The 23,356-nt window shown below is 57.8% G+C and carries 23 protein-coding genes; 6 read left to right on the forward strand and 17 right to left on the reverse strand.

Going from position 1 to position 23,356, the window contains the following annotated elements:
* The first annotated feature begins 120 nt into the window (after window positions 1-120).
* The 4 genes from ACZ495_RS02965 to ACZ495_RS02980 all read left to right on the forward strand — a co-directional run bounded on the left by ACZ495_RS02965 (window position 121) and on the right by ACZ495_RS02980 (window position 5,383).
* A complete protein-coding gene (locus ACZ495_RS02965) occupies window positions 121-1,119 on the forward strand; it encodes an efflux RND transporter periplasmic adaptor subunit (RefSeq protein ID WP_012625119.1) in 999 nt (332 codons plus the stop codon).
* Complete coding sequence (locus tag ACZ495_RS02970) at window positions 1,116-2,969, forward strand: ATP-binding cassette domain-containing protein (protein WP_296986483.1); 1,854 nt, start codon at window positions 1,116-1,118, stop codon at window positions 2,967-2,969. The genes ACZ495_RS02965 and ACZ495_RS02970 overlap by 4 nt, the downstream gene beginning before the upstream one ends.
* Before the next feature lie 76 nt (window positions 2,970-3,045).
* Entirely contained in the window at window positions 3,046-4,173 is a 1,128-nt protein-coding gene (locus tag ACZ495_RS02975) for an ABC transporter permease (RefSeq protein ID WP_072311806.1), read from the forward strand.
* Window positions 4,174-4,228: 55 nt separating this feature from the next.
* On the forward strand, window positions 4,229-5,383 hold the full coding sequence (locus ACZ495_RS02980) for an ABC transporter permease (RefSeq protein WP_012625116.1): 1,155 nt from the start codon (window positions 4,229-4,231) through the stop codon (window positions 5,381-5,383).
* 181 nt (window positions 5,384-5,564) lie between these two features.
* On the opposite strand, the gene ACZ495_RS02985 is transcribed toward ACZ495_RS02980, so the two are convergent.
* A complete protein-coding gene (locus ACZ495_RS02985; RefSeq protein WP_012625115.1) occupies window positions 5,565-6,353 on the reverse strand; it encodes an ion channel in 789 nt (262 codons plus the stop codon).
* Between the two features lie 140 nt (window positions 6,354-6,493).
* Here ACZ495_RS02985 and ACZ495_RS02990 point away from each other — a divergent pair, with 140 nt between their 5' ends.
* The gene (locus ACZ495_RS02990; protein ID WP_464262573.1) at window positions 6,494-6,991 is read left to right on the forward strand and encodes a hypothetical protein; all 498 of its coding nucleotides are present in this window, start codon (window positions 6,494-6,496) and stop codon (window positions 6,989-6,991) included.
* Between the two features lie 367 nt (window positions 6,992-7,358).
* On the opposite strand, the gene ACZ495_RS02995 is transcribed toward ACZ495_RS02990, so the two are convergent.
* Genes ACZ495_RS02995 through ACZ495_RS03010 form a run of 4 tightly spaced genes read right to left on the reverse strand, consistent with a single transcriptional unit; the run spans window position 7,359 to window position 9,444 of the window.
* Window positions 7,359-7,982 (reverse strand): flavodoxin family protein, encoded by a 624-nt coding sequence (locus ACZ495_RS02995; protein WP_012625113.1) that lies wholly within the window; start codon window positions 7,980-7,982, stop codon window positions 7,359-7,361.
* Between the two features lie 19 nt (window positions 7,983-8,001).
* Entirely contained in the window at window positions 8,002-8,847 is an 846-nt protein-coding gene (locus tag ACZ495_RS03000) for a WcbI family polysaccharide biosynthesis putative acetyltransferase (RefSeq protein ID WP_012625112.1), read from the reverse strand.
* A 22-nt stretch (window positions 8,848-8,869) separates the two neighbouring features.
* Window positions 8,870-9,277 (reverse strand): 6-carboxytetrahydropterin synthase QueD, encoded by a 408-nt coding sequence (queD, locus tag ACZ495_RS03005; RefSeq protein ID WP_012625111.1) that lies wholly within the window; start codon window positions 9,275-9,277, stop codon window positions 8,870-8,872.
* Window positions 9,277-9,444, reverse strand: coding sequence for a hypothetical protein (locus ACZ495_RS03010; protein WP_012625110.1), 168 nt, complete (start codon window positions 9,442-9,444; stop codon window positions 9,277-9,279). The genes queD and ACZ495_RS03010 overlap by 1 nt, the downstream gene beginning before the upstream one ends.
* Window positions 9,445-9,596: 152 nt before the next feature.
* Between ACZ495_RS03010 and ACZ495_RS03015 the strand changes: the two genes are divergently transcribed.
* Window positions 9,597-10,625 carry a DUF1848 domain-containing protein gene (locus ACZ495_RS03015; protein ID WP_012625109.1) on the forward strand — a complete coding sequence of 343 codons (1,029 nt, stop codon included), beginning with the start codon at window positions 9,597-9,599 and terminating at the stop codon, window positions 10,623-10,625.
* A gap of 108 nt (window positions 10,626-10,733) precedes the next feature.
* Here the strand turns inward: ACZ495_RS03015 and ACZ495_RS03020 are convergent, their stop codons facing one another.
* The 12 genes from ACZ495_RS03020 to cbiM form a co-directional block, all read right to left on the reverse strand.
* Complete coding sequence (locus ACZ495_RS03020) at window positions 10,734-11,438, reverse strand: ABC transporter ATP-binding protein (protein ID WP_012625108.1); 705 nt, start codon at window positions 11,436-11,438, stop codon at window positions 10,734-10,736.
* Complete coding sequence (locus tag ACZ495_RS03025) at window positions 11,431-12,216, reverse strand: ABC transporter ATP-binding protein (protein WP_012625107.1); 786 nt, start codon at window positions 12,214-12,216, stop codon at window positions 11,431-11,433. Before ACZ495_RS03025 ends, ACZ495_RS03020 begins: the two co-directional genes overlap by 8 nt.
* Window positions 12,213-13,436, reverse strand: a complete 1,224-nt coding sequence (gene livM / locus ACZ495_RS03030; RefSeq protein ID WP_012625106.1) for a high-affinity branched-chain amino acid ABC transporter permease LivM — start codon at window positions 13,434-13,436, stop codon at window positions 12,213-12,215. The genes ACZ495_RS03025 and livM overlap by 4 nt, the downstream gene beginning before the upstream one ends.
* A gap of 2 nt (window positions 13,437-13,438) precedes the next feature.
* Window positions 13,439-14,347, reverse strand: a complete 909-nt coding sequence (locus ACZ495_RS03035) for a branched-chain amino acid ABC transporter permease (protein WP_012625105.1) — start codon at window positions 14,345-14,347, stop codon at window positions 13,439-13,441.
* A gap of 127 nt (window positions 14,348-14,474) precedes the next feature.
* On the reverse strand, window positions 14,475-15,605 hold the full coding sequence (locus tag ACZ495_RS03040) for a branched-chain amino acid ABC transporter substrate-binding protein (RefSeq protein ID WP_012625104.1): 1,131 nt from the start codon (window positions 15,603-15,605) through the stop codon (window positions 14,475-14,477).
* A gap of 251 nt (window positions 15,606-15,856) precedes the next feature.
* Entirely contained in the window at window positions 15,857-17,221 is a 1,365-nt protein-coding gene (gene der / locus ACZ495_RS03045) for a ribosome biogenesis GTPase Der (RefSeq protein WP_012625103.1), read from the reverse strand.
* An 80-nt stretch (window positions 17,222-17,301) separates the two neighbouring features.
* Window positions 17,302-18,396 carry a pseudouridine synthase family protein gene (locus tag ACZ495_RS03050; RefSeq protein ID WP_464262574.1) on the reverse strand — a complete coding sequence of 365 codons (1,095 nt, stop codon included), beginning with the start codon at window positions 18,394-18,396 and terminating at the stop codon, window positions 17,302-17,304.
* A gap of 13 nt (window positions 18,397-18,409) precedes the next feature.
* On the reverse strand, window positions 18,410-19,825 hold the full coding sequence (locus tag ACZ495_RS03055; RefSeq protein WP_464262575.1) for a sensor domain-containing diguanylate cyclase: 1,416 nt from the start codon (window positions 19,823-19,825) through the stop codon (window positions 18,410-18,412).
* 323 nt (window positions 19,826-20,148) lie between these two features.
* Window positions 20,149-20,901 (reverse strand): energy-coupling factor ABC transporter ATP-binding protein, encoded by a 753-nt coding sequence (locus tag ACZ495_RS03060; protein WP_072311798.1) that lies wholly within the window; start codon window positions 20,899-20,901, stop codon window positions 20,149-20,151.
* Window positions 20,894-21,655, reverse strand: a complete 762-nt coding sequence (cbiQ, locus tag ACZ495_RS03065; protein ID WP_464262576.1) for a cobalt ECF transporter T component CbiQ — start codon at window positions 21,653-21,655, stop codon at window positions 20,894-20,896. Before cbiQ ends, ACZ495_RS03060 begins: the two co-directional genes overlap by 8 nt.
* 17 nt (window positions 21,656-21,672) lie before the next feature.
* Window positions 21,673-22,473: a hypothetical protein gene (locus tag ACZ495_RS03070; protein WP_012625098.1), complete on the reverse strand. Its 801-nt coding sequence runs from the start codon at window positions 22,471-22,473 to the stop codon at window positions 21,673-21,675.
* A 151-nt stretch (window positions 22,474-22,624) separates the two neighbouring features.
* Window positions 22,625-23,248: a cobalt transporter CbiM gene (gene cbiM, locus ACZ495_RS03075; RefSeq protein WP_012625097.1), complete on the reverse strand. Its 624-nt coding sequence runs from the start codon at window positions 23,246-23,248 to the stop codon at window positions 22,625-22,627.
* Window positions 23,249-23,356 lie beyond the last annotated feature (108 nt).

The raw sequence follows: 23,356 nt of genomic DNA on the forward strand, positions 1-23,356 counted from the left end.
GCCATCAAACTGTTGCGGCGCAAACGTAACGTCCGACAGACGGCAAACTTTGTGCCGCCTCTTGTCCGCAGTCCACTGGCGGGTGGTTCAGGTCAGGCGCTTGATGCATCAGGGGGACCCATGCAAATCTCTCGTAAGGTTGCGGGTGCGGCTGCCGTGGCGGCCGTATTGCTGGCAACTTTTTTTATCTTGTTCTGGCTGAGCGGGCGAAATAGCGCCGCACTCACACTCTACGGCAATGTAGATATCCGCCAGGTCGACCTGTCTTTCCGGGTCGGCGGGCGCATTGCAGACGTGCTGGTGGATGAGGGAGCCTCTGTGGTTCGCGGGCAGGCCCTTGCGTGTCTGGATGCCGATATGCTTACGCAGCAACGGGACGAGGCCGCCGCATATCTGGAGGGCCAACGGGCCGCTCTTATGCGTCTTGAGCGTGGTTACCGTGTGGAAGAAATCGCTCAGGCCCGGGCGTCGGTGAGTGCGGCCACGGCCCTGGCGGAAAATGCGGCCATCAACCTGCGCCGCGTTGTCGCCATGCGTTCTTCCAACGCCATTTCACAAAAAGAGCTGGACAATGCCCGGGCGCAGTCCCGCGAGGCATCCGCAAAGCTGCGTTCTGCCCAGGACCAGCTTGATATGCTCCTCTCCGGCTACCGGGAAGAAGATGTGCTTGCGCAGCGCGCTTCTGTTGATGCGGCGGCTGCAGCGCTCAAGCGGGCAGAAATACAGTTGAACGATGCCGTACTGACCGCCCCGCAGAAGGGTGTGGTGCTCACCCGCGCCCGTGAGGCCGGGGCCATTGTCCAGTCCGGGCAGACGGTTTACACCCTTACTCTTACGGATCCGGTCTGGCTGCGGGCCTATGTGGATGAACCGGAGCTTGGCCGCATCAAGCCTGGCATGCCTGTGCGCGTTCTTGTGGACGCGGCCCCGGGAAAGAGTTTTCCGGGAACCGTTGGCTTTATCTCGCCAACAGCGGAATTTACCCCGAAAACAGTTGAAACCAGGCAGGTGCGCACAGCTCTGGTCTACCGCTTGCGGGTGCAGGTTGAGGACCCGGAAAATGTCATGCGCCAGGGCATGCCTGTAACCATTCTTGTGGACGGTGCTGACGCGCCATGAGCGCAACAGGCGCTAATTCCGGCGGAACAGCCGTGCAACTGAACGGGCTGGGCATGACCTTCGGCAAGGGGCGCAGGGCTGTTACGGCGCTGGACGGCATTTCCACCACGGTTCCTGCCGGATGTATCACAGGGCTTGTGGGACCGGATGCTGCCGGAAAGACCACGCTTATGCGCATTCTTGCGGGGCTGATGCCCCCTTCTCGAGGAGAAGTGCTGATTTTCGGCCGGTCGCCGCAAGAGCTTGTCAGCGAGAGCGCCAACAGTATCGGGTATATGCCACAGCGCTTTGGACTGTATGAAGATATCAGTGTGATGGGCAATCTGCGTTTGCATGCCAGCTTGCGCGGGCTTGAAGGCAAGGCCCGTGAGGAGCTTTTTGATAGGCTTTTGCATTTTACCTCACTTGCGCCTTTTACGGAAAGGCTGGCGGGGCGTCTTTCCGGCGGCATGAAACAAAAGCTCGGCATTGCCTGCGCCCTGCTGGGGTCGCCCCGCCTGCTGCTTCTGGATGAGCCGGGAGTGGGGGTAGACCCGCAGTCCCGGCGTGAATTGTGGCGCATGGTACAGGAATTGAGCCGTGACGGCATGAGCGTCATATGGGCAACGGCGTATCTGGATGAGGCCGAACGGTGCGCGCGGGTTGTGGTGCTGGACAAGGGGCGGGTTCTTTATTCCGGTACACCGGATGTATTTACCGGCAGGGCCGCCGGACGTGTTTTTCTGCTCAAGGCTCCTGCCGGAACACACAAGCGTGAACTGGCCCGCTGGACCATGCGGCCAGGTATTGAAGACGCCCTTGTGCAGGGCAGCCGCATTCGCCTGGTGCTGGCGGCCGATGCCCCGGAAGATCTGCGAAGCGGCATTCTTGCGCAGGGTGGTGAAGCCGTGCCGCCACGTCTGGAGGACGCGTATATGAGTGCTGTGGGCGGTATCAGTCAGGCCCCTTCGCCGTATGCCGGGCTGTATGCGCAGCGCCATCTTGCGGGTGAGGTAAGCGGCCGCAGTGCAGAAAACGACGGCTGTGAAAAGGGCACACAAGCCCGGGCTACAGGCACGCCGGAGGCGGACGACACGTTAGCGTCCGCAAAAGAGCGCGGCATGCCGAGCATTGAGGCCGATCACCTCACCAAAAAATTTGGTGATTTTACCGCTGCCGACAACATCAGTTTCAGTGTGCTGCCCGGTGAGATATTCGGCCTGCTCGGTCCCAATGGTGCGGGTAAATCAACAACATTCCGCATGCTTTGCGGCCTTTCGCGCCCCACTTCCGGTCAATGTTCCGTTGCCGGTATGGATCTGCTCACTGCGGGCAGTGAAGCCCGCGCGCGGCTGGGCTACATGGCGCAAAAGTTTTCACTGTATCCGGACATTCCGGTTGTGGAAAATATCAAGATTTTTGCCGAACTGTACGGCTTGAGCCGCCAGCGGCGCGATAAGCTTTTGCCCGTGCTGTCCGGTGCGCTGGAGTTGCAGGATTTTTTGCACAGCCGCACGGGCGACCTGCCTCTGGGCCAAAAGCAGCGCCTGGCCCTGTTATGTGCCACACTGCATGAACCCCCCGTACTGTTTCTGGACGAGCCGACATCCGGTGTGGACGCGCGTACCCGACGCGATTTCTGGAAGCATATTTCAGCCATGACTGCCGCCGGGGCCGCTGTACTTGTGACGACGCACTTTATGGAGGAGGCCGAATACTGTGACCGCATAGCCCTTATTTACCGGGGAGCCATGATACGCATGGGTACGCCTGACGAACTCAAGGCGGCCTGTACGTCTGTGGAAGATCCTACCCTGGAGGAAGCCTTTATTGATAGTATTGAGGAATACGACAGGCATAATCCCCAATAATATTGTATGTATGGTACAAAAGCAACGTGATAATGCATACGGGGCCTGCCCGCACGCTACACGCCTGTGACATAGTATGAAAACAAAACTCTGGCTTCAGCAACTGCTGGCTCTTATCCGTAAGGAATTTCAGCAGATCGTGCGCGATCCTTCCTCCTATCTGGTGGCCGGGGTATTGCCGCTGATTTTTCTGCTGCTCTTTGGCTACGGCATCACCCTGGATGCGGGGGTGCTGCGCCTTGCAGTGCTTAATGAGAGCGGTGGCAGGCATTCGCTGGACCTGGCGGCGAATTTTGCCCATTCGCCGTGGTTTTCAACCGTTGAAGCCGGCAGCATGGATGAGGCGGCCCGCTTTATGCGGGATTCAAAGGTACAGGGCGTGCTGGTTTTCCGGCAGGATTTCGATGCGGCACTGGCTCGCGGGGCAGCAGGAGAAATTCAGGTACTGGTCGATGGGGCCGAACCCAATACTGCCCAGTATATCCAGAGCTACAGCCAGGGGCTGATAAGCAGGTGGCAGGCCACGGCCTTGCCGGGCGGGGCGGCGCTGGAGGCCCCCATAAACCTGCAACCGCGCTACTGGTACAATCCGGCAGCCAAAAGTGTGCAGTTTCTTGTGCCGGGGGCCATTACCGTCATCATGACGCTTATCGGCACGCTTCTGACTTCACTGGTTTTTGCCCGTGAGTGGGAGCGCGGGACCATGGAGGCCATGTTTGCCACACCGGTAAGCCGCATGCAGCTTCTGCTCGGCAAGCTTATTCCCTATTTCTGCATGGGCATGTTCAGCATGGCTCTCTGCGCCGGGGCTGCGGTACTGCTTTTTTCCGTGCCGTTTCGCGGCTCGTGGTGGGTTTTGCTGGTTATTTCTTCTGTTTTTATGCTCAGTGCTCTTGGGCAGGGCCTGCTTATTTCCGTCACCCTGCGCGGGCAGCTTGTGGCCGCCGAGGCCGGGCTGTTTTCAGGCTTTCTGCCGGCCCTGCTGCTGTCGGGATTTGTTTTTGACATCAACAGCATGCCCCCTGTCCTTCAGGCCCTCACCCGGCTGTTGCCCGCCAGCTACTTCAACACCTGTTTGCGGACGATTTTTCTGACAGGCGATGTGTGGGGAATCTTCGGCCCGAGCCTGGCCTTTATGGGGCTGCTGGCTGCGGTGCTGCTGGGCCTGGTTTACAAGAATCTTGTAAAAAGGCTGGATGTATAACATGGCGCGGCGCTTCACAGGCTTTCATGCAGCCAGGAAAATGGCGGCAGGGGGCATGACCCGGCTGAGCTCTTTTTTCCCGCGTCTTGACTGGCGGCGTATGGCGACCATCGTGCGCAAGGAATTGCTGGTGCTTTTGTGCAACCGCATTTCGCGCATTCTTATTATCGTGCCGCCGCTCATGCAAATCGTCATTTTTGGCTGGGCCGCCACAATGGAGGTGCGCAATGTGGATGTGGCCGTGCTCAATTATGACAGTGGCCGCTGGAGCCGAGACATCATCCATTCCATAGAAGGCTCGCCCACGTTTCGCCGTATTGCGCATATAGAAGGGCAGGGGCAGATCCGTCCCACACTGGAGCAGCAGAAAGCTCTTTTTGTACTGGTTTTTGACGAAGAGTTTTCGCGCCGCATCGATAAGGGCGAACCAGCGGAAGCACAGGTCATTCTGGACGGGCGGCGGTCCAATGCGGCGCAGATCGCGGCCTATTACCTGGAGCGCATGACAGCACAGGTGGCGGCGGCCACCCCCCGTGCGCAGGCGGCGCAAAATGTGGCGGCTGAAGTCCCGCAACTGGACATACGCATGCGCTGCTGGTTCAATCCCAATCTTGAGTTTCAGTGGTTTTTTCTGCCCAATCTTATAGGCATGTTGAGTTTCATGCTGGGGCTGGTCGTGACGGGGCTTTCCGTAGCGCGGGAGCGTGAGGTGGGGACTTTCGACCAGTTGCTGGTTTCTCCCGCCATACCTACGGAAATTGCTTTGGCAAAGCTGGTGCCGGGCTGTCTTGTGGGCATGGTACACGGAACCATATTCCTGCTTATTTCCGTACTGGGCTTCGGTGTGCCGTTCACAGGTTCCGTGTTGCTGCTCTATGCGGCAATGCTTGTATTTGCGGCAGCCTCGGGCGGGGTCGGGCTTATGGTGTCTTCTCTTTCGGCTACGCAACAGCAGGCGTTTCTTGGCGCATTTACTGTGGGTGTTCCCTGCATTCTTATTTCCGGAGCGGTCACTCCGGTCATGAATATGCCGGTTTTTTTGCAATACGCCAGCCAGCTGAATCCGTTGCGGCATTTTACAACCATCACACAGGGTGTTTTTCTGAAAGACATTACGGTGGCGGCCGCTGCGGTAAGTCTGGGCAAAATCACCTGTATCAGCATTGTTACCGTGGCCGTGGCGGTATGGATGTTCAGGCGCAAGGCATAGGGCTTTATGGGAGGCCTTTTGTCCACACGCTATCAACATCCAGCAAGGGCTTGCACCGGCCGTTTGGCAGTAGACTGCAATTGATGCAGCCTCAGCCGTAAACCCTTTTGAAAGGGACGGCTGAGGCTGCGTACTTTTGTGGCGGCGTACTTGGGCCGCTCCGGAATCTTGGGGATTGCCCTTAAGCCTGTGGGGGCCTGTCGGCAGTCTGGGGGTGCTCTCCTCCGGATTGCGGCTCTGCCAGCGGCCTGTTCTGGGCAGCGGGGACGCCGTGCGGGGCAATGCCGCCCTGGCTGCCGTCAGGCGCGGAGTGGGGCGCGCGCTGTACCCTGCCCACGATGGTGGCGATCACCACTATAGAGTAGACATAGGCGATAAAACCAACGAGCACCGCGGCGTTTTTGGCGATCCAGGTATTGGGGGTAATGTCGCCGTAGCCGATGGTCAATATGGTAACGTAGCTGAAGTAAAAAAGATTGTTGATGGCGTTTTCGCCATCGCCCAGACCGTTGAAAGAACCTGGATGGGCAAATTCAATGGCAAGAAAAAGGTAAAATCCGCAGTAACCGATGAGCATGAGGCCGCAGACGGCTGCATATACAATGCGGGTTGTGACCATGTGTGCCCTGTATATCTGTCTGAAAACCTCAAGCATGATGCTGCCGAAAAAACAGATATAGAGCAGCAGCATTTCAGTTAGAAAGTTGCTGACAAAAAAGATGTTCAGCGCCCTGCAGATGAGCAACAGTATGCCAAAAAGCACCACAAGCCATATGACACGCCGCTTGAACTCAAAAAGCACCAGTCCTGCCAGCAACTGGAACGGCAGGTAGATGGATTGGGCCACTCCGCCATAGATATTGTTGGGAAAGAAAATATTGCACACAAAAACGCAGAGCAGCGAAGCCATCAGCAGTTCAAAACGGTGAACATAAAGCCTGGAGCGTAGAGAATTCAGTTTTTGCAGCATGGTACCCCTCACTGGAGGCAGATACTACAAATATTGCTCGAGGCGGGCAAGGGGCTGAAGGGCTTTATGTGGACATGCCGGCGCATGAACCGTAGAGTAGTGCCAGTTGTCAGGCTTTACGGAAAATAATGGAGAATGTCATGTCCCGTTTTTACCGCCCTGCAGTCACTGGAGCACTGTTTTTTTTGCTGGCCCTGCTGCTTTTGCCGCCTTTGACGGGCAAAGCCCAGGCCGTTCCCGTGACTACCAGATATTACAGTGTTGACCTGCCCGCAGACTGGGTAGTGGTTAACGGCCCCGCCAAAGTGAAGGACGCTGTCCAGGTGCTGCTGGGGCAGAAGGACCATAAAGCTTCGGCCCTGATCATTGTGGGACCTGCCAAAGCTGGCGAAGCCGAGGCGGCTGCCGGGGCCAATGCGCAAAGGTTGGGCGGCGGCAAGCCTGTGTTGCGTCAGGGCCAATGGGAGTTCACTTTTGAGCAGCAGGGGCTGAAGGGCTACAGTATTGTACGCGAAGACGCCTCTTCCGGAGTGCTTCTTATGCTTGTGGTCAGTGGTGATCTTGCCATGGCCGACTTCGTGTACAAGATGCGGGGGCCGTACAAGACGCTTATGCCGTTGAAGCCACGGCTGCCGTAAGGCATGTACAAATGTAAAAGCCCGGGAATACCTTGTGTATCCCGGGCTTTTTTTGTTCGGACACTGTAAAGCTGTTTTGCTCTGGGTGTTCTGCCGGATACTTTAGAGCAATTAATGATTCAAATGATTGCTTAACGGTCGGCAAAACCGCCCAGCAATCATTTGGAGACAAATCCTTGTAGAGCAGTTCAACAGTTCAATAATTCAATGCTGAAAAAGTTGGAATGCCCTGTGTGGATTTTTAGAAAATCCACACCGCGAAATGGCTGCAAGGCGAACTTGCTTCGACCGCTGCAATAAAGGAAGTTACGGACGGCGACAGCAGTGATGATTCACCGTTAAGCAGCCCTTTCAGGCGGTAAATGATCTAACGGATGAAGTTTGTGGGTTCCCAGGCTTCGGGTGTGGGCGGGTGGATTCCGGCGGCCTTGCCTGCGGCAATACACTTTATGAGCCATGCCATGTTGTTGCCGAGGGTGCGCATTATTTGCAGGCCCTCTTTATCCTGCACGACTTCTTCCGCATTGTTGCCGTGCACGGAATTCCAGTACTGGGAGGATACGAGCGGCATGCGGGCAATGGTAAAGTATTTGTTCAGCCTGTCAAAAGAGGCACTGGCCCCGCCCCTGCGGCAGCTTACGACGGCGGCGGCAGGCTTGAAGGCATACGGGGCGGACTTCATATAAAATACGCGATCCAGCAGCGCGCACAGGGTGGCATTGGGACCGGCATAGTACACGGGTGAACCTACCACGACGCCATCGGCGGCGCGCAGCAGGTCAATGGTTTCGTTGACCGGATCGTCCTTGAAGACGCAGTAACCGGTTTCTTTGCATTTTCCACAGGCTATACAGCCGCGTATGGCCTTGGAGCCAATCTGGATGATCCGGCTTTCAATGCCGTTCTGTTCCAGTTGCGCCGCCACGGTGGACAGTGCCGTGAAGGTACAGCCTTTGGGGTGGGGGCTGCCGTTGATGAGCAATACGTTCATAAGAACTCCTTTCTTGCGCTCAGGCATACGCATGCTGCCCGGGCGGCAGGTTTTCCAGAAATGTTACAAGGTCCGAAATATCATGGCTTCTGCACGCAAGGTAACAGCCGGTGTACTGCGCGTGGGTGAGGCTGGTGCGGTAGACAGGATAACGCCTGTGAGCCGTGGCAAAGGGCAGCCTCAAAACAGATCCCACGGCAGGGTGGATGGGCAGCCAGAAATCTTCAAGCGGGTGCACATAGGCACGGCGCACATCCGGTGGCAGGTTCCCCAGGCCAAGCAGACGCAGCAGGCTGTCTGCCACATGAAAGAGCAGGGTGCGTCCGGGATGGTTCACAGTAATGAAAAGCTGCTCATCACGCCAGCGCTCGCGTAGCAGCGATGCGCAGTTTATGGGACCTGCGGCCTGTTTTTTTTCTTCCCGCAGCAGGCTTTCTTCAGCTACGGCTGCCACATCTCCCATAAGAGCAGGGCCTGCCCGCAGGTAGACATTGAGCGCGTCCTGCGGACTCAGGCCTTTTGCCAGCAAGGTTTCAAGCAGGCTGTCGCCGAAATTGATGGACGGGGCGTTGCTCCAGAAGGGCCAATATCCCTTGAAAAACAGATTGGGAATTTCAATTGACTGGCAAGACCGGGGCAGGCGGGGCAATATTTGTTCGGTGGAGATATGGCCCCATTTGGGGGCCAGGGCCTGATACAGAAAAAGGGAGCATTTTTCCAGATCGCGCCCGTCAATATGCTCCCGTGTGTAGTTGACATAGTGTCGGACAACAAAGCGCCGCGCAAAGGCCGGAGAATTCTCCAGCAGAACCCGCAGCGCCTCGCCCTGGCAGTTGGCATGCAAAAGACAGAGGGCCTGTGCCATAGCTGTATTTTATGCTGCCGGGTTAGCGCGTTTCCAGGTAGGTGGCGCTTTGCGCGCCTTTTTCCGACACGGTAACGCTGTGCAAACGCACCAGCCGGGCCTGCGGATCTTCGTGTTCCGCCAGCAGCGCTTCCATGCCCTGCCAGATATGACGCGCAAGATTTTCTGACGAAGGGTTGATGCGGTCAAAAGGCGGGGTTTCATTGAGCAGGCGGTGATCCAGCGCATCTAGTACCGCTTTGAGGGCTTTTTTCAATATCTTGAAGTCCAGCAGCATTTCTGTCTGCGGGGCAAGACGGTTACCCTCAACTGTCAGTTCTACGGCAAAGTTGTGACCGTGCATGCGTTCACATTTGCCTTCGTAGTGCCGCAGGGCATGTCCGGCGGAAAAATCGTCGCGCACAGTAAGGCGCCAGAGTTTTTCAGACATCAGGATAATATCCAATAGACCACGAAGGCCGATAAAATGACGATGATAATCGCCAGCACGATGCGGGCGTTCTGGTTCCACTGAAAGTTGACGCTTTCTTCATCAAGATCCGGGTCGCCAGTGGAGGGTGGCGTGAAGATGCGTTGCAGCCAGGAAAAAAAAGACATGTAATACCAGTATGTTTGGGTGTTATATCTGTAAACTTGTTCTGCCGAGAATAGCAATTGCGTGGAATTTGTCAAAGCAAGCCTGCGGTGTGGCAAGATGTGTTGACGGTCCTGCGCCGTCTTGCCACACTGGCGGCATGAAGTGGCCCAGAATGACAATCCATACGGCGAACGGCCCGGTTTCGGCCGTAGCCCCGGTTTTGCTGGCGGTAAGCCGCGCCACGGATATACCGGCTTTTTATATGCCCTGGTTTATGGAGCGATTGCGGGCGGGCTACGCGCGTTGGGTCAATCCCTTTAACGGGCAGCCGCAATATGTGTCTTTCGCGCGGGCGCGACTGGCTGTTTTCTGGAGCAAAAACCCTGCGCCACTGCTCAAGTACCTGCCCCATATCAAGGCGCACGGTCTGACGGGCTATCTGCAGTATACACTTAATAATTACGAAGACGAAGGATGGGAACCCGGCTTGCCGCCACTGACCGAACGGGTGGAAACGTTTCGCCGCCTGGCGGGCAGGCTCGGGCCGGAGCGTATGGTCTGGCGCTTTGATCCGCTGCTGCTGGCCGCGGCACACGGACACGCCATGCCCGCCCCGGCTGTTTTGCTGGACAGAATCGCCGCCTTGGCAAAGGCGCTGGCCGGGTATACGACCAGGCTCGTTTTCAGTTTTGCCGACATCGCACCGTACCGCAAGGTGGAAGGCAATTTACGGCGCAGCAGCATTGCCTGGCGTGACTTTACACAGGAAGAAATGCGGCAGACAGGCCTGGCCATAGCGGATATTTGTGCAAGCTACGGCATGCGGGCCGCCACATGCGGCGAAAAGGCGGACCTTTCCGCCCAGGGGGTGGTACATAACCGCTGCACTGACCCGGAGCTTGTGCTGCAGATCGCTGGCCGGCATCCGGACGTTCTCGATCTACTGAAGCTCAACGGCAACGAACAACTGTTGCTGCCAGGTGCTCCAAGGGGAGCCGGGCGTTCTTACCCGCGTGACCCGGGCCAGCGGCCTGACTGCCGGTGCGTACCGTGTAAAGATATTGGGCAGTATAATACCTGTCCGCATGGTTGTATTTATTGCTACGCCAACACTTCGGCAGCCGTGGCGCGCAGAAATTTCCGGGCGCATGCGGTTGCCGGAGAATCCATCCTGCCGACCCTGTCGGGCAATGATCCATAATCAGAATCAGAAAAGCGGCTCCGCCCACGCAGAACCGCTTTTGAATCTTTCGCATCACATGGCGGGTGATCCGCCTGAACGATTGCAAACTGCCGGAGCAGTGCCGCACTACATGCCAAGGTATGCGGTACGCACCTCTTCGCTTTGCAGCAGATTGGCGGCGCTGTCGCTCATGACAATACGGCCGTTTTCCATGACGTAGCCGCGGTTGGCGATGCGCAGGGCCTGGTTGGCATTTTGCTCCACCAGAAAGACCGTGGTTCCTGCGGCATTGACCTTCTGAATGATGGAGAAGATCTGCTGAATGATAATGGGAGCAAGCCCCAGGGACGGCTCATCCAGCAAAAGCAGCTTGGGGCGGCCCATGAGGGCGCGGCTGATGGCGAGCATCTGCTGTTCCCCGCCGGAGAGGGTTCCCCCTGCCTGCTTGCGGCGTTCGGCCAGGATGGGAAAGAGGCTGAACACATAGTCCAGGTCTTCCTTGACGGCTTCTTTGTCCTGTCGCAAAAAAGCTCCCAGGTCCAGATTTTCACGCACACTCAGATCCGGAAAGATCAGGCGGCCTTCAGGAACCTGAGAAATGCCGAGCGAAACGATTTCATGGGGGGGCAACTGATGTATCGGTTTGCCATACCAGAGAATTTCCCCCTGACGCGGGCGGTTGATGCCGCAAACGGTCATGAGCGTGGTGGACTTGCCCGCGCCGTTGGCTCCGATCAGGGTAACGATATCGCCTTCATCCACCTTGAGGGAAATGTTCCGCAGGGCCTGAATATTGCCGTAAAAAGTATCTACATTACGCAGCTCAAGCATCGCTTTCTCCCAGGTATGCCTTGATGACCCGCGGGTTGACGCGTATTTCTTCAGGTTTGCCCGTAGCAATGCATGAGCCGTATTCCATAACGTAAATGCGGTCTGAAAGAGACATGACCATGCCCATGTCGTGCTCAATAAGCAGGATGGAAAGCTGCTGGTCATCGCGAATGGAGCAGACCAGGTCCTTGAGCTCATTGGTTTCCTGCGGGTTCATGCCCGCTGCCGGTTCGTCCAGCAGCAGCATGCGCGGCTCTGTAGCCAGAGCGCGGGCGATTTCAAGCCGCCGCTGTGCGCCGTAGGGCAGGTTGCGTGCGGTTTCGTTCCATACGTCTTGCAGGCGCACCAGTTCCAGCAGGGCATAACTCGCGTCGATGCTTTCCTGTTCTTCGCGGCGGGTGCGGCCATCACGCATGATGGCTCCCAGAATACCTGCCCGGGTACGACAGTGGCGGCCTATCATGACGTTTTCCAGTACGGTCATGTCACTGAAAAGGCGGATGTTCTGAAACGTGCGGGCCATGCCCATGGCCGTGATAACGTGTGGCTTTTTGCCGTTAAGCAGTTTTGGGGCGCCTTCACGGTCATAAAGATACATCTTGCCCTCGGTGGGGGTATAGATGCCGGTCACACAGTTGAAAAATGTGGTTTTGCCCGCGCCGTTGGGACCGATAAGAGCCACAATCTCGCCGCTGTTGACTGTAAGCGACAGCTCGTTAAGAGCGCGCAGACCGCCAAAGTCCTGGGAAAGGTCTTGTACTTCAAGAACGGGGTTCACTGGCGGCCTCCTTTGGACTCATGAAGGCCGCTGATGCGGTAGCGGCGCCGTTCGCCACTGATAAGGCCCTGAGGCCGGAAAATCATCATGATTACCATGATGGCTCCAAAGATGAGCATGCGGTATTCAGAGAAGGCACGCAGATATTCCGGCGCAAGTATGAGAATAAGAGCGGCTATGACCACGCCGGTGATGGAACCCATGCCGCCCAGCACTACCATGGACAGAATCATGGCTGATTCCATAAAGGTGAAGCTCGATGGATTGATGTAGGTCGTTTTGGCCGCAAAGATAACCCCGGCAAAACCAGCCCAGCACGAGCCAAGGGCAAATGCGGAAAGTTTGACCCGTGTGATATCTATTCCCATGGCTTCACAGGCGATTTCATCTTCCCTCAAGGCCTGTAGCGCAAGGCCCACCCTGGAGTTTTTCAGGCGGCTGATGACGATGATGGTGATAGCCACTGCTGCCAGCACAAGGTAATACACGTAGGTTGTGCTGGTGCTGATATCCATGTCCATGCCGAAGAAGCCGGGACGGGGAATGTCTCCCACGCCGCGCGGGCCACCGGTAAGGCTGGTCCAGTTTTGCAGGGCCAGGCGCACGATTTCGCCAAAACCCAGGGTAACAATAGCCAGATAGTCACCACGCAGCCGCAGCACGGGAAATCCCAGGGCCAGGCCGAAGATGACGGCCACAAAGCCGCCTACCGGCAGGCACACCCAGAAACCCCAGCCGAAAAACTGGTGCAGCAGCCCGTAGGCGTAAGCGCCCACGGCATAAAAAGCCACATAGCCGAGCACAAGCTGGCCGGCCAGACCCACCACGATGTTCAGGCCCAGCGCCAGCATGATGTAAAGCAGCGCCGAAATCATGATATTGGTCTGGTAAAATGAAACCACCAGCGGCATGGCAATCATGATGACTGCGAGAATAGTCAGGCTTCCGGCCATGAGGGCGGGCCGTTCGGAAAGGGCGGCCATGCCCGAGCCGAGGCTGAAGTTGTGCGGCAGCCTGATGATGGACAGGCCTCTGGCCTTTCGGCTGAAGCACCAGTCCCAGATAAGGGCCAGCGCAAATATGCCCACGCCCAGCAGAACGATACGGTCCAGACGCCAGGTAACAGTGCTCTCGATGGTGTTCAGCTTGATGCCCAGTACGGGCAGGGTCAGCACCATGAACCAGAGTGCCGCTATGGCGGCCTTGATAACTCTCTGCATGGCTACACCTTCTGCACTTTGGCTTTGCCCAGGATGCCGTCGGGGCGGAAGATCAGAATGAGGATCAGGATGGCAAAGGCCAGCATGTCTTCATAGTTGCCCGAAAAATAGCCGGTGGTGAAGCTTTCGGCGAGGCCGAGCACAAGGCCGCCCACCATGGCGCCGGGTATGGAGCCAATGCCGCCAAGCACCGCCGCCGTAAAGGCTTTAAGTCCGGCCAGAAAGCCGATGCCGAAGTTCACCTGCCCCATATGGGAGGCAATAAGCACGCCGCCAAGGGCAGCCAGCCCCGAACCGATGATAAAGGTCAGGGAGATGATGCGGTCGGCGTTGATGCCCAGCAGCAGAGCCATTTTTCTGTTCTGGGCTGTGGCACGCATGGCTTTGCCCATGCGGGTGTAGCGTATGAAAAGCGAGAGCGAGACCATGGCAATGGTGCTTACAGCGAGGATCAGAAAGTCGCTGGGACCCATGACATAGCCGATGTGCTCAAGAAAATCCATTTCCGGCAGCAGGCTGGGAAAAGGCACGAAGTCCGACGTCTGGGCCAGCAGCACGTAGTTCTGCAAAAATATGGACATGCCGATGGCCGAGATCAGCGGCGACAGCCGCGGCGCGCCTCGTAGGGGCTTGTACGCCACTTTTTCCAGTGTGTAGCCATAGGCGGCGCACCAGACAATGGCCGCCAGCGCCGCGACGACAAGTATGCCGCCAGCGGGAAAACCGTATACGCCCAGTACCCCGGCAACCAGCAGGGCCGTAAATGCACCCAGCATATAAACTTCGCCATGGGCGAAGTTGATAAGCTCGATAATGCCGTAAACCAGGGTGTAGCCCAAGGCTATGAGCGCATAGATACTGCCTCTGGTGAGCCCACCAAAGAAAAGCTCTATAAAAAATTGGATGTCCATGCCGTCCCGCGCGCGTCGGGGCCTGGCAATGCCATGCTCCCGGCGTCAGTTCCGTTATTGCCGTCGGCCGAAGCCGAAAGTGTGTGCGAAAACGGGGGCGCGACCATGGCCGCGCCCCCTTGATCAACTACTCAAGGACGATGCTGTGGTCGAGTTCCACAAATTTTCCGTCTTTGACCTGATAGATGGAAAGAGCCATGCCGGCGGCATCGCCGGTTTTGCTGAAAGTCAGGGTGCCCAGCGGGGTATCCACAGGTGCGGAGCGCAGGGCATCCACAACCTTGGCTGTGTCGGTGCTGCCGGCCTTTTCAATGGCATTGACCAGAGCCTGGGTGGCGGCATAGCCGTTGTAGTAGAACGAGCCGGGATCCTTGCCGAACATCTTTACGTGGCCTTCACGGGCGGCCCTGTAAGCGGGCAGATTGCTGGTGTCTTTGGGGTAGGAAGAGTACACGCCTTCGCTGGCCTTGCCGGCCATCTTGATGAAGGCCTCGTCCATAAGCCCGTCAGGGCCGAGCAGGGCGGTGGTCACGCGGTCGCGACGCATCTGCTGCAACAGCTTGGAGGCCGTGGGCTGATACCCGCCGAAAACCACGATGTCGGGCTGTTCGCGTCTCAGTTTGCGCACAACAGCGGAAAAGTCCACGGCATCGGGGGTAATGGCTTCAAACAGAACTGTTTTGACGCCAGCCTTTTCGAGGTGCTCGCGGTTATTGTCCACAAAGCCTTTGCCGTAGTCGCCGTTATCATGCAGATAGGCAACCTTTTTGACCTTGAGGTTGTTGAGCATGAAGTCGCTGGTCAACCTGGCCTGGGCCTTGTCGTTGGCGATGGTGCGGAAGAAGTACGGGTTGTTGCCGTCTTCGGTGAGACCGGGAGTGGTGGCAGAGGGCGACATGCTCACGATTTTGGCATCGGTATACAGGGGCAGTGTGGCTTTGGTGGCGCCGGAGCAGATATGCCCCATCACCACAGCCACCTTGTCGGAGATGAGCTTGGTGGCCGCGTTGGTAGCCAGTTCGGGTTTGCACTGGTCATCCTGGGCTACCAGTTCGACCTGCTTGCCGAGTATGCCGCCCTTGGCGTTGACATCGGCAATGACCACCTTGGCAGCGTTTAGGCTGGGTACGCCGTAGGAGGCCAGATCGCCGGAGTGAGCACCGGCGACACCGATTTTGATGGTGTCTTCCGCCTGAGCGGGGGCGGCCAGAACCGCGCAGAGTGCCATTGCCGCAAGCAAGGTTATACCTTTTTTCATCAGCCCCTCCTACGAGAAAATTGTCGCGCGTATTTTGCGCTTCAAAATGGATGAAGGCTTCTCTATTGCCTTATTGCGGGCGGCCTGTCAATGCGGGGTGCCGCGCCTGTCAAGTATCGGGCGGTGAAAGATGCGGCGTTTTTTCGCAGTACGGCAGAGGCGGCCCGGATGCTGCAAATGCATCTGGGCCGCCTCGTGAAAAACAGGATGTTTTTTCGCTTTCGGGCAGTTTTTTACGCGCAATGGCCGGTCTATTTCTCTTTTTTCTTGTGGCTGGACCGCAGGTGCAGGCGCATGGGCGCATGGACGATGCCGAAAATCTTTCGCAGCGCGCGCTCAAGGTAGCGGCTATAGCTCTCGGGTACGCGCGTGGCGTCGCTCACAAAGAAGACAAACGTCGGCGGCTCGGATTCGGCCTGGGTGAGATAGAAAAATTTGGCCCGCGCCCTTTTGACCACAGGAGGCTGGTGGCGGGTAAGCACTTCTTCCATAGCCCTGTTGAGTCGTCCTGTGGGGATGCGGATGCTGCATTCTTCGTGAATGCGTTGCGCCAGAGGCAGTATTTTTTCCAGATCTTTGCCGGTAAGAGCGGAAACGGGCATGACCGGCACATGGGGGCAGAATGCCAGCATCTGGCTGATATTTTTTTTCAGTTGGTCCAGAGCGTTCCGGGGGGCGAGGTCACACTTGTTGATAAGGACCATAAACGGCGTTTTACGGGTATTAAGCATGTCCATCAGGCGTTTGTCCTGCTGGCTCACGCCTTCGGCCGCATCCAGGGTCAGCAGGGTCACATCTGCCTTTGTGCTGGATTTGATGGCCGAATTTACAGAGTATTTCTCTACGCTGTCTGTGATTTTGGTGCGCCGCCGGACACCGGCCGTGTCAACAAAGACATAGTCCTTGCCATTACGGCAGAAGCGTACGTCAACGCTGTCGCGGGTGGTGCCGGCCACATCGGAAACGATCATGCGCTCTTCGCCGGAAAGGGCGTTGATGAGCGAAGACTTGCCCGCATTGGGGCGGCCGAGCATGGCCAGGCGCAGCGCCGGGGGGGCCGGAGGCTCTTCGGAAGACTCTTCGGGCAGCAGGTCGGCCAGATCCTCCACAAGGGCGCGGATATTGTGCCCGTGCTCGGCAGAGACAGCCAACAGGGGAAAGCCCAGTATGTGAAATTCTGCCAGCTGTTCGTCTTCGCGTTCGGCTCCGTCCACCTTGTTGACAACGCAAATGGTGGGCAGGCCCTTGCGGCGCACGTGGGCGGCAAGGTGCTCGTCCAGCGGCAGCAGGCCGTCGCGGCCGTCTACCACAAAGGCCACAGCCGCAGCGTCTTTCATGGCGGCCTCGGTCTGGTCGAGGATATCCTGCTCAAAGCCGCGGATGCCTTCGGGACCTTCAACGACCATGGCATGGGCGTCAAGGGTGATGCCGCCTGTGTCTACAATACCGAAGGCCGGCAGTCCCTTGCGGCGCACCACCCCTTCCATGCGGTCGCGGGTGACGCCGGGGCGGTCGTGGGTGATGGCGCGGTTGCTGCGGATGAGGCGGTTGAACAGGGTGGACTTGCCCACATTGGGGCGACCCACGAGAATGATGCGGGGTAGAGTTTCAGCCATGGCGGTAACCTTGTTGCGTCCCTGACGCAAGGCGGCGGGCTCTCGCGGGGCGCTTTTTGAAAGGCCCGCCTGTGCGGACCCTAATGTAAAAGAGAAATTGTAGCAGCATCTTCACCCAATGGGAAGGCCCCATCAGGGCAGGAAGGCGGCGGGGAGGCGGGCAGGCTGTACGGAATGCTCTCGGGCAGGGCCGTCAGGGCGCGCGGGCCGCTCCAGGACGGAAGACAGGTAAAAGACGGGCCTTCGGGCAATATTACGCGCAAGGAGTGCAGGTACAGCGCTACTCCTGCGCGGGTCTGCCCGTACTTGGTGTCGCCAAGCACAGGATGCCCCAGGCTGGAAAGCTGCACCCGTATCTGATGGGTCCGCCCCGTGAGCAGGCGTACCTGCACAAGGCTTGCCCTGTCGGCGATGCTCAGAGCGCGGACAAGGCAGAGGGCTTCTTTGGCATCCGGGGCGTCGGCTTTTACCGGGCGCACCCGTTCAAAGCCGTCCACGGCTTCCTTGCGTAAAAAATGCCGCACAAGGCAGGTTTGTGTATGGGGCCAGCGCCCGGCTACCCAGGCTACATATTCCTTGTGCATGGCGTTGGCGCGCAACGCCCGCTGCGTCTCATCAAGGGCCGCGTACGAGGCGGCCACCAGGATGATTCCCGAGGTCCCCCGGTCCAGCCGGTGCACAGGCGTGGGCATAAAGCTGGCCCCGGCAAAATGACAGGACAGACGAGTGGTCAGACTGTCTTCATGCCCGGTTCCCGGATGGACGGGCAGCCCGGCAGGCTTGTCAAACGCCCACAGATAGCCGGACTTGCCAACCAGCGGCGGCAGAGGGGGGCCGTCTTCGGGGGCATCGTCCTTGTTTTGTCCCTTGCTGGCCGGAGTGGGTGAGGCCGAATCGCACTGCGCAGCCATCTTCATGGCGAAAGGCGGCAGGCGGACGGTGTCGCCGGTCTGTACACGGGAAAATGGTTTGCAGCGACTGCCGTTGATCCTGACCTGTCCTGTGCGCACCCAACGGTGCAGCATGGCCTGGGGCAGGTTCAAGCGACGTTGCAGGAACTGAAGTAGCTTCTGGCCGCTCTCGGGTTCCTGAACAACGGGAATTTCCGTCACGGACGCGCCGAGGGCCTGCGTAGGGGGAGGGTTATCTTCGGACATGGGCATACTTTGGCTCAAAGTGCGCTCCACGTCAAGAGTCGTCGTGCGTGGGGGGCATCCTGTAGCGGCTGTCTTCAAGCTGAATTGTTTTGCCGGTCCGGTTTTCTATCCAGTTCTTTATGCGCAGGCGCCACTTTGGGCTGCTTTCGTGCTTGACGGCCAGCATGTTGCGATCCGCCTCCGACAGGGCCTGGGCCAGGGTGGTATTCATGTCGTCAGCGCATGCTCCGCCCACAGACATGTGTGTCGGCACATGGGCCGGGTCGGCATTATAGGCATCAAAAGCGTCTCTGACCTGCTGGATGAGCGCCTCAAGGTCTTCCTTGGCGCAACCCGGCACAATGGCGGCAAATTCATCGCCGCCCATGCGGGCGATACAGTCGGTGGCATTGAGACTGCCGCGCAGTATGATGGCTGCCTGGCAGAGCATTTCGCTGCCTTCGGTATGGCCTACATGGTCGTTGACCATTTTGAGTCCGTCCATGTCGGCGATGATGATGCTGACGGGCCGCATCTGCTGCTGTTCCAGCTTGTCGACAGTCATTCCATAATAGGTGCGGCTGCGCAGTCCGGTAAGGGCGTCGTTACGCACCAGCTCTTCAAGCCGTGCCCTGTCGCCCTGGCTCGCGCTGACGTCTGTGTGCAGGCCCACAACGCGGATGGCCTTGCCGCTTGCGTCGCGGTGAGTCACATAGCCCCGGCTGAGAATCCATGCCCAAGTGCCGTCGCCGCGCTGCATCCGGTAGGTGCATTCAAAGCTGTCGCCCATTTTGGGGTTGTTGATGAATTCAATCTGCATGGGAACGATGTTGTCGTAATCGTCGGGGTGTACCTTGCTGGTCCATGATGTGGACAGGGGGGGGAATTCTTCGCTGGTGTAGCCAAGCATGTCGAGGTAGCGGGGACTGAAATAAATGGCATTGGTGCTGGGGTCCCAGTCCCACAGGCCATCGCTGGCGGCGTTGAGGGCCAGCATGAGGCGGCTGGCGTCGCTGCGGGCCGTGGAAGGAACGGCGGCTTCGGCCAGGCTTCGGGGCGGGGGCTGGGGTGCCGGCACGGGGGCGGCGGCAGCAGTGGGTGCAAGCCTTTGTCTGTCCATAGCCACGTTGCAGCCTGTTACCAGGGTTCCGCGACCGAAAACATCGCGCCGCAAGACCAGTATCTGAGACCGTACCAGAAAACTGTCAAAAGGATAAAACACTTCAAGGTGCGGCCCGTGGGAGCCGTTGAGCGCTTTTTCCATAGATTCAAGAAGGGGAGCCAGGCTTTCGAGGGGGCAGTGCTCCAGATAATCTTTCATGCTGCGCGGCGGTTTGCCGTCCATGCGTAGCTGGGCAAGGGCGCCTACGCTCATGAAAAGCCTGTCGGATGTCGTGTGCCACTCCCAGACAGGGTCGTGTGATTCGAGCTGTATATGTTCTGGTATGATGCTTGATTTGTTCAGCATAAAAATCTCAACCGTCCATTATTACAAAGGATCGGTGGGAATGATGACGTTCTGGATTGATTTGTGAAGGCTGGCCGCCTTCGATGTGTCCTGCAGGAAAAACAGCAACGTGTTCAGTATAATGCTTATAGAAATATAAATCCAGTCCCCTTTATGTGACGGCTTGGCAAAAGGCGCTGTCCGGCGTTTCAGGATAGCTGGATATCCTATATCAAGTGTTTTATTTAGTGTATTATAATGATTGTTGTGGGTGCGCCGCAGAGTATGCCCCGTTGCTGCCATGGCCGGAAAACATGCGGATACCGTCTGCCCGGCGGATTGCTTTAATGCGCATGGGCGTGCGGCTCGTTGCCCAGAGGGTGGGCATGGGTATGCGCGTGGGTAAAGTCCGGCGCATCGGCGTTCAGGTGGCCCTTGTCGAGCGTGAGATAGGTGGAAGAGACTTGTGCCAGAAAATCCCAGTCATGGGAAATGGTTATACGGGCAGTATCAAGACCGCGCAAAATATCGGTAATATGCCGGCGTGCCTCGTTATCCAGTCCGTTGGTCGGCTCGTCCAGCAGCAGGGCCTCCGGGCGCATGGCCAGCACGGCGGCCAGGGAAACCAGTTTTTTTTCTCCGCCGGAAAGTCTGTGTGTAAGGCGGTTTTCAAAGCCGTCCAGCCCGATATGCTGCAATGTTTCAACAGCGCGCTGCCGGGCTTCATCAGGCGAAAAACCCAGGTTCAGCGGGCCAAAGGCCACATCTTCAAGCACGGACGGAAAGAAAAGCTGGTCTTCGGCGTGTTGCAGCACAAAGCCCACGCCGCAGCGAAGGTGGTAAAAATCTTTTTCGGCATGCAGTTCGCGGCCATGAAAGCGCACAACTCCCTGCTGCGGGCGCGTCAGGCCGGTTATGCAGCGGAAAAGCGTGGTTTTTCCACTGCCGTTGGGACCGTAAAATCCCACATGCTGTCCCGGCATGAGGGCCATATCAACGCCCCGGAGCACCGGATGCTGCTGTCCGTCACGCTCATAGCTGAAGTGGATGTTTTCAAGGGCAAAAATGGCGCATGGCGGATCCGTGGTATCAACCATAAAGCGTATCCTTGTATTCTACGGCCACAATGCCCACAAGGCAGAGCAGCACAAAAACAGCAAACAGGATGTCCGGTGGGCGGACTCTGAACATGGACACTGAATGAAACTGGCCTGAAAATCCACGAAGCAGCATGGCCTCACGAACTCGCAGGGAGCGTTCATAACTGCGCACCAGCAAGAGGCCCAGCAGGGACGCCAGTGTGCGGTAGGTATGCATATTGCTTTTTGGGCGAAACCCCCGCAACCGGGCAGCCACGCTCAGGTTTTGCCACTGTTGTGCGATAACGTGAACGTAGCGCGCTGTGAACAGAAAAAGAAAAACCAGCTTGCGTGGACAGTGCAGGCATTCGAGGGCACGTCCGGCCGTGGAGGCATTCATGGTGGCAACAAGCGCCAGATAGGTGCACACAATGGCATTGGACTTGATGCTCACCAGCAGGGACAGATGCAGGCCTTCAGCGCTGACGCTTACAGGCCCCCAACTGAGAACTTCACGTCCCGGCATGGTTATGGGCGTGACGCACCACAGAAAAACCACAAAAACATTGACCACAGCCAAGCGTTGCAGCAGCGGCAACAGAGGCGGTTTGGCAAAAATCAGCAGCAACAGCCCCAATGCAAGCCCCAGGCTGCATGCCGAAGCAGTTTGCAATGTTGAAATGCTCAACGCCGCCAGAGCGGCGCTGCCCATGCGTACACGCGGATCCAGGCGCTGTATGGCTGAAGGGCGGACAAAGGGTTGATCAAACATGTGGCGGCAAATGAACGTTAACGATGCCGCGAGCGCAAATACAGGGCAATTCCGGCCAGGCCCACAAGCCAGCCCATGCCGCCCACTATTTCCCGTAATCCCGGGTCGTCTTGCCGCATCTCCGCCAGTTGGCGGCGCAGCGGGGCCAGGCGGGACTCCAGCAGGGCGTTGAAGCGGGCATCCTGCGCCTCAAGGGCGGCGTCCACACTGGCGCGTATTTCTTCTATTGCGATGGAAACCCCGTTGCCCGAGGTAACGGCTGCAGGCTCAACCTGTGCGGTGGACCCCCGCGCGGTAACGGGCCTATCCGTAGGTTGCGCTGCGGGTACACTGCCGGTATTTCCTGTCTGCGCGGGACTTGCGCCTGAAGGTTCAGGAGCCTGGTCCAGCTCTTCCGCATCAAGCTGCCATTCGTTCTGATGCCCTTCACCTGCATTGATACGTATACGCAAGCCGTTTTTTCTGCCTTGTGGTGGTATGTCAAAATGAAACATACCATTGGTGTCGGTGCGCCCTTCAAGCAATATTGTGCCATTGGCGGCGTCATACACCGTTATCTGGCCGTTCTTTACGTTGTTTCCGCCGCTGAAGCCGCATTGTACCATCACCTGTCGGCCTTCAGTCCAGGCAAAAATATTGACCCTGTGGGCCTGAGCGGGAGTGCAGGAAAGAAAATACAGGGCGGCAGCCAGAAGGCAGGCAAGCAGAGAGACGGGGATCGGTGACGTGTAGCCGCGCATGTGCAAGAAAAAACAGAGGGGGCGGGCGCTGTCTCTTGCCGGGGCATGGGGGTATGAGATGCTGTTGCAATAAGGCATGGCCGACTCCTTTCCGATCTGAAAAACTTTTTTGTACGGCTGTTCCGGCTGTTGCACGGGCAAAAGTATGCCACGCAGGCACGTCATGCTTCAGGCGCGATTCAGCGGGCTGACAGGCTGCAAGAGAATTTCGCCTTGAAAAAACTGATGCTCAGGTTGCGCTTTTTTGCGTTGTGAGTTGCAGCATTTCCGGGCGCACCCTGGCTATAAAGCCCACAGTGAACATGGTGATAAGCCCTTCAATCAGCATGATGGGCAAGTGGGCCAAAAAAATGAGCCTGGCGGCCGTAAGAAAACCTTCATCGCTGAAGGCGAGAGCCAGAGCCGTCAAGAGGCCGGCCCCCAGCACTCCCACGGCTCCGCCGCAAAAAGCCGCGGCCCGCAACCCCCGTGTGCCGGGCCAGAGGTGCGTAAGCCCGCGAAAGATATACCAGGCCACAAGGCCGGAAAAGGCCATGGTAAAGCTGTTGACCCCAAGGACCACCAGCCCCCCGTATTGAAAAAGCAGGGCCTGCAGGGCCAGAGCTGACAGAATGGCGGGAAAGACCGCCCACCCCAGCAGTACTCCCAGAAGGCCGTTCAGGATAAGGTGGGCGCTGGAAGGACCGATGGGCACATGGATAAGAGAGCCGACAAAAAAGACCGCAGCCAGAATGGCTACAGTCATCAGCCTGTCGTAATCCAGCCTGCGAAGGCCCATGGCCGTGCCGGCAGCGGCAAGCGCGTAGCCTGTAACCAGAACAGGGGGAGACAGAACTCCTTCAGCTATGTGCATGGGCCATCCTTTCCGGCGGACCGGCTGAAACAACGGAGTATACGCTGCCGGCTCCCGTGCAGCCTCACAGGCCAACGCGGGAACCGGCATGAATGATTCCGCATCTGC

The organism is Desulfovibrio sp. GTC20076 (assembly GCF_055385905.1).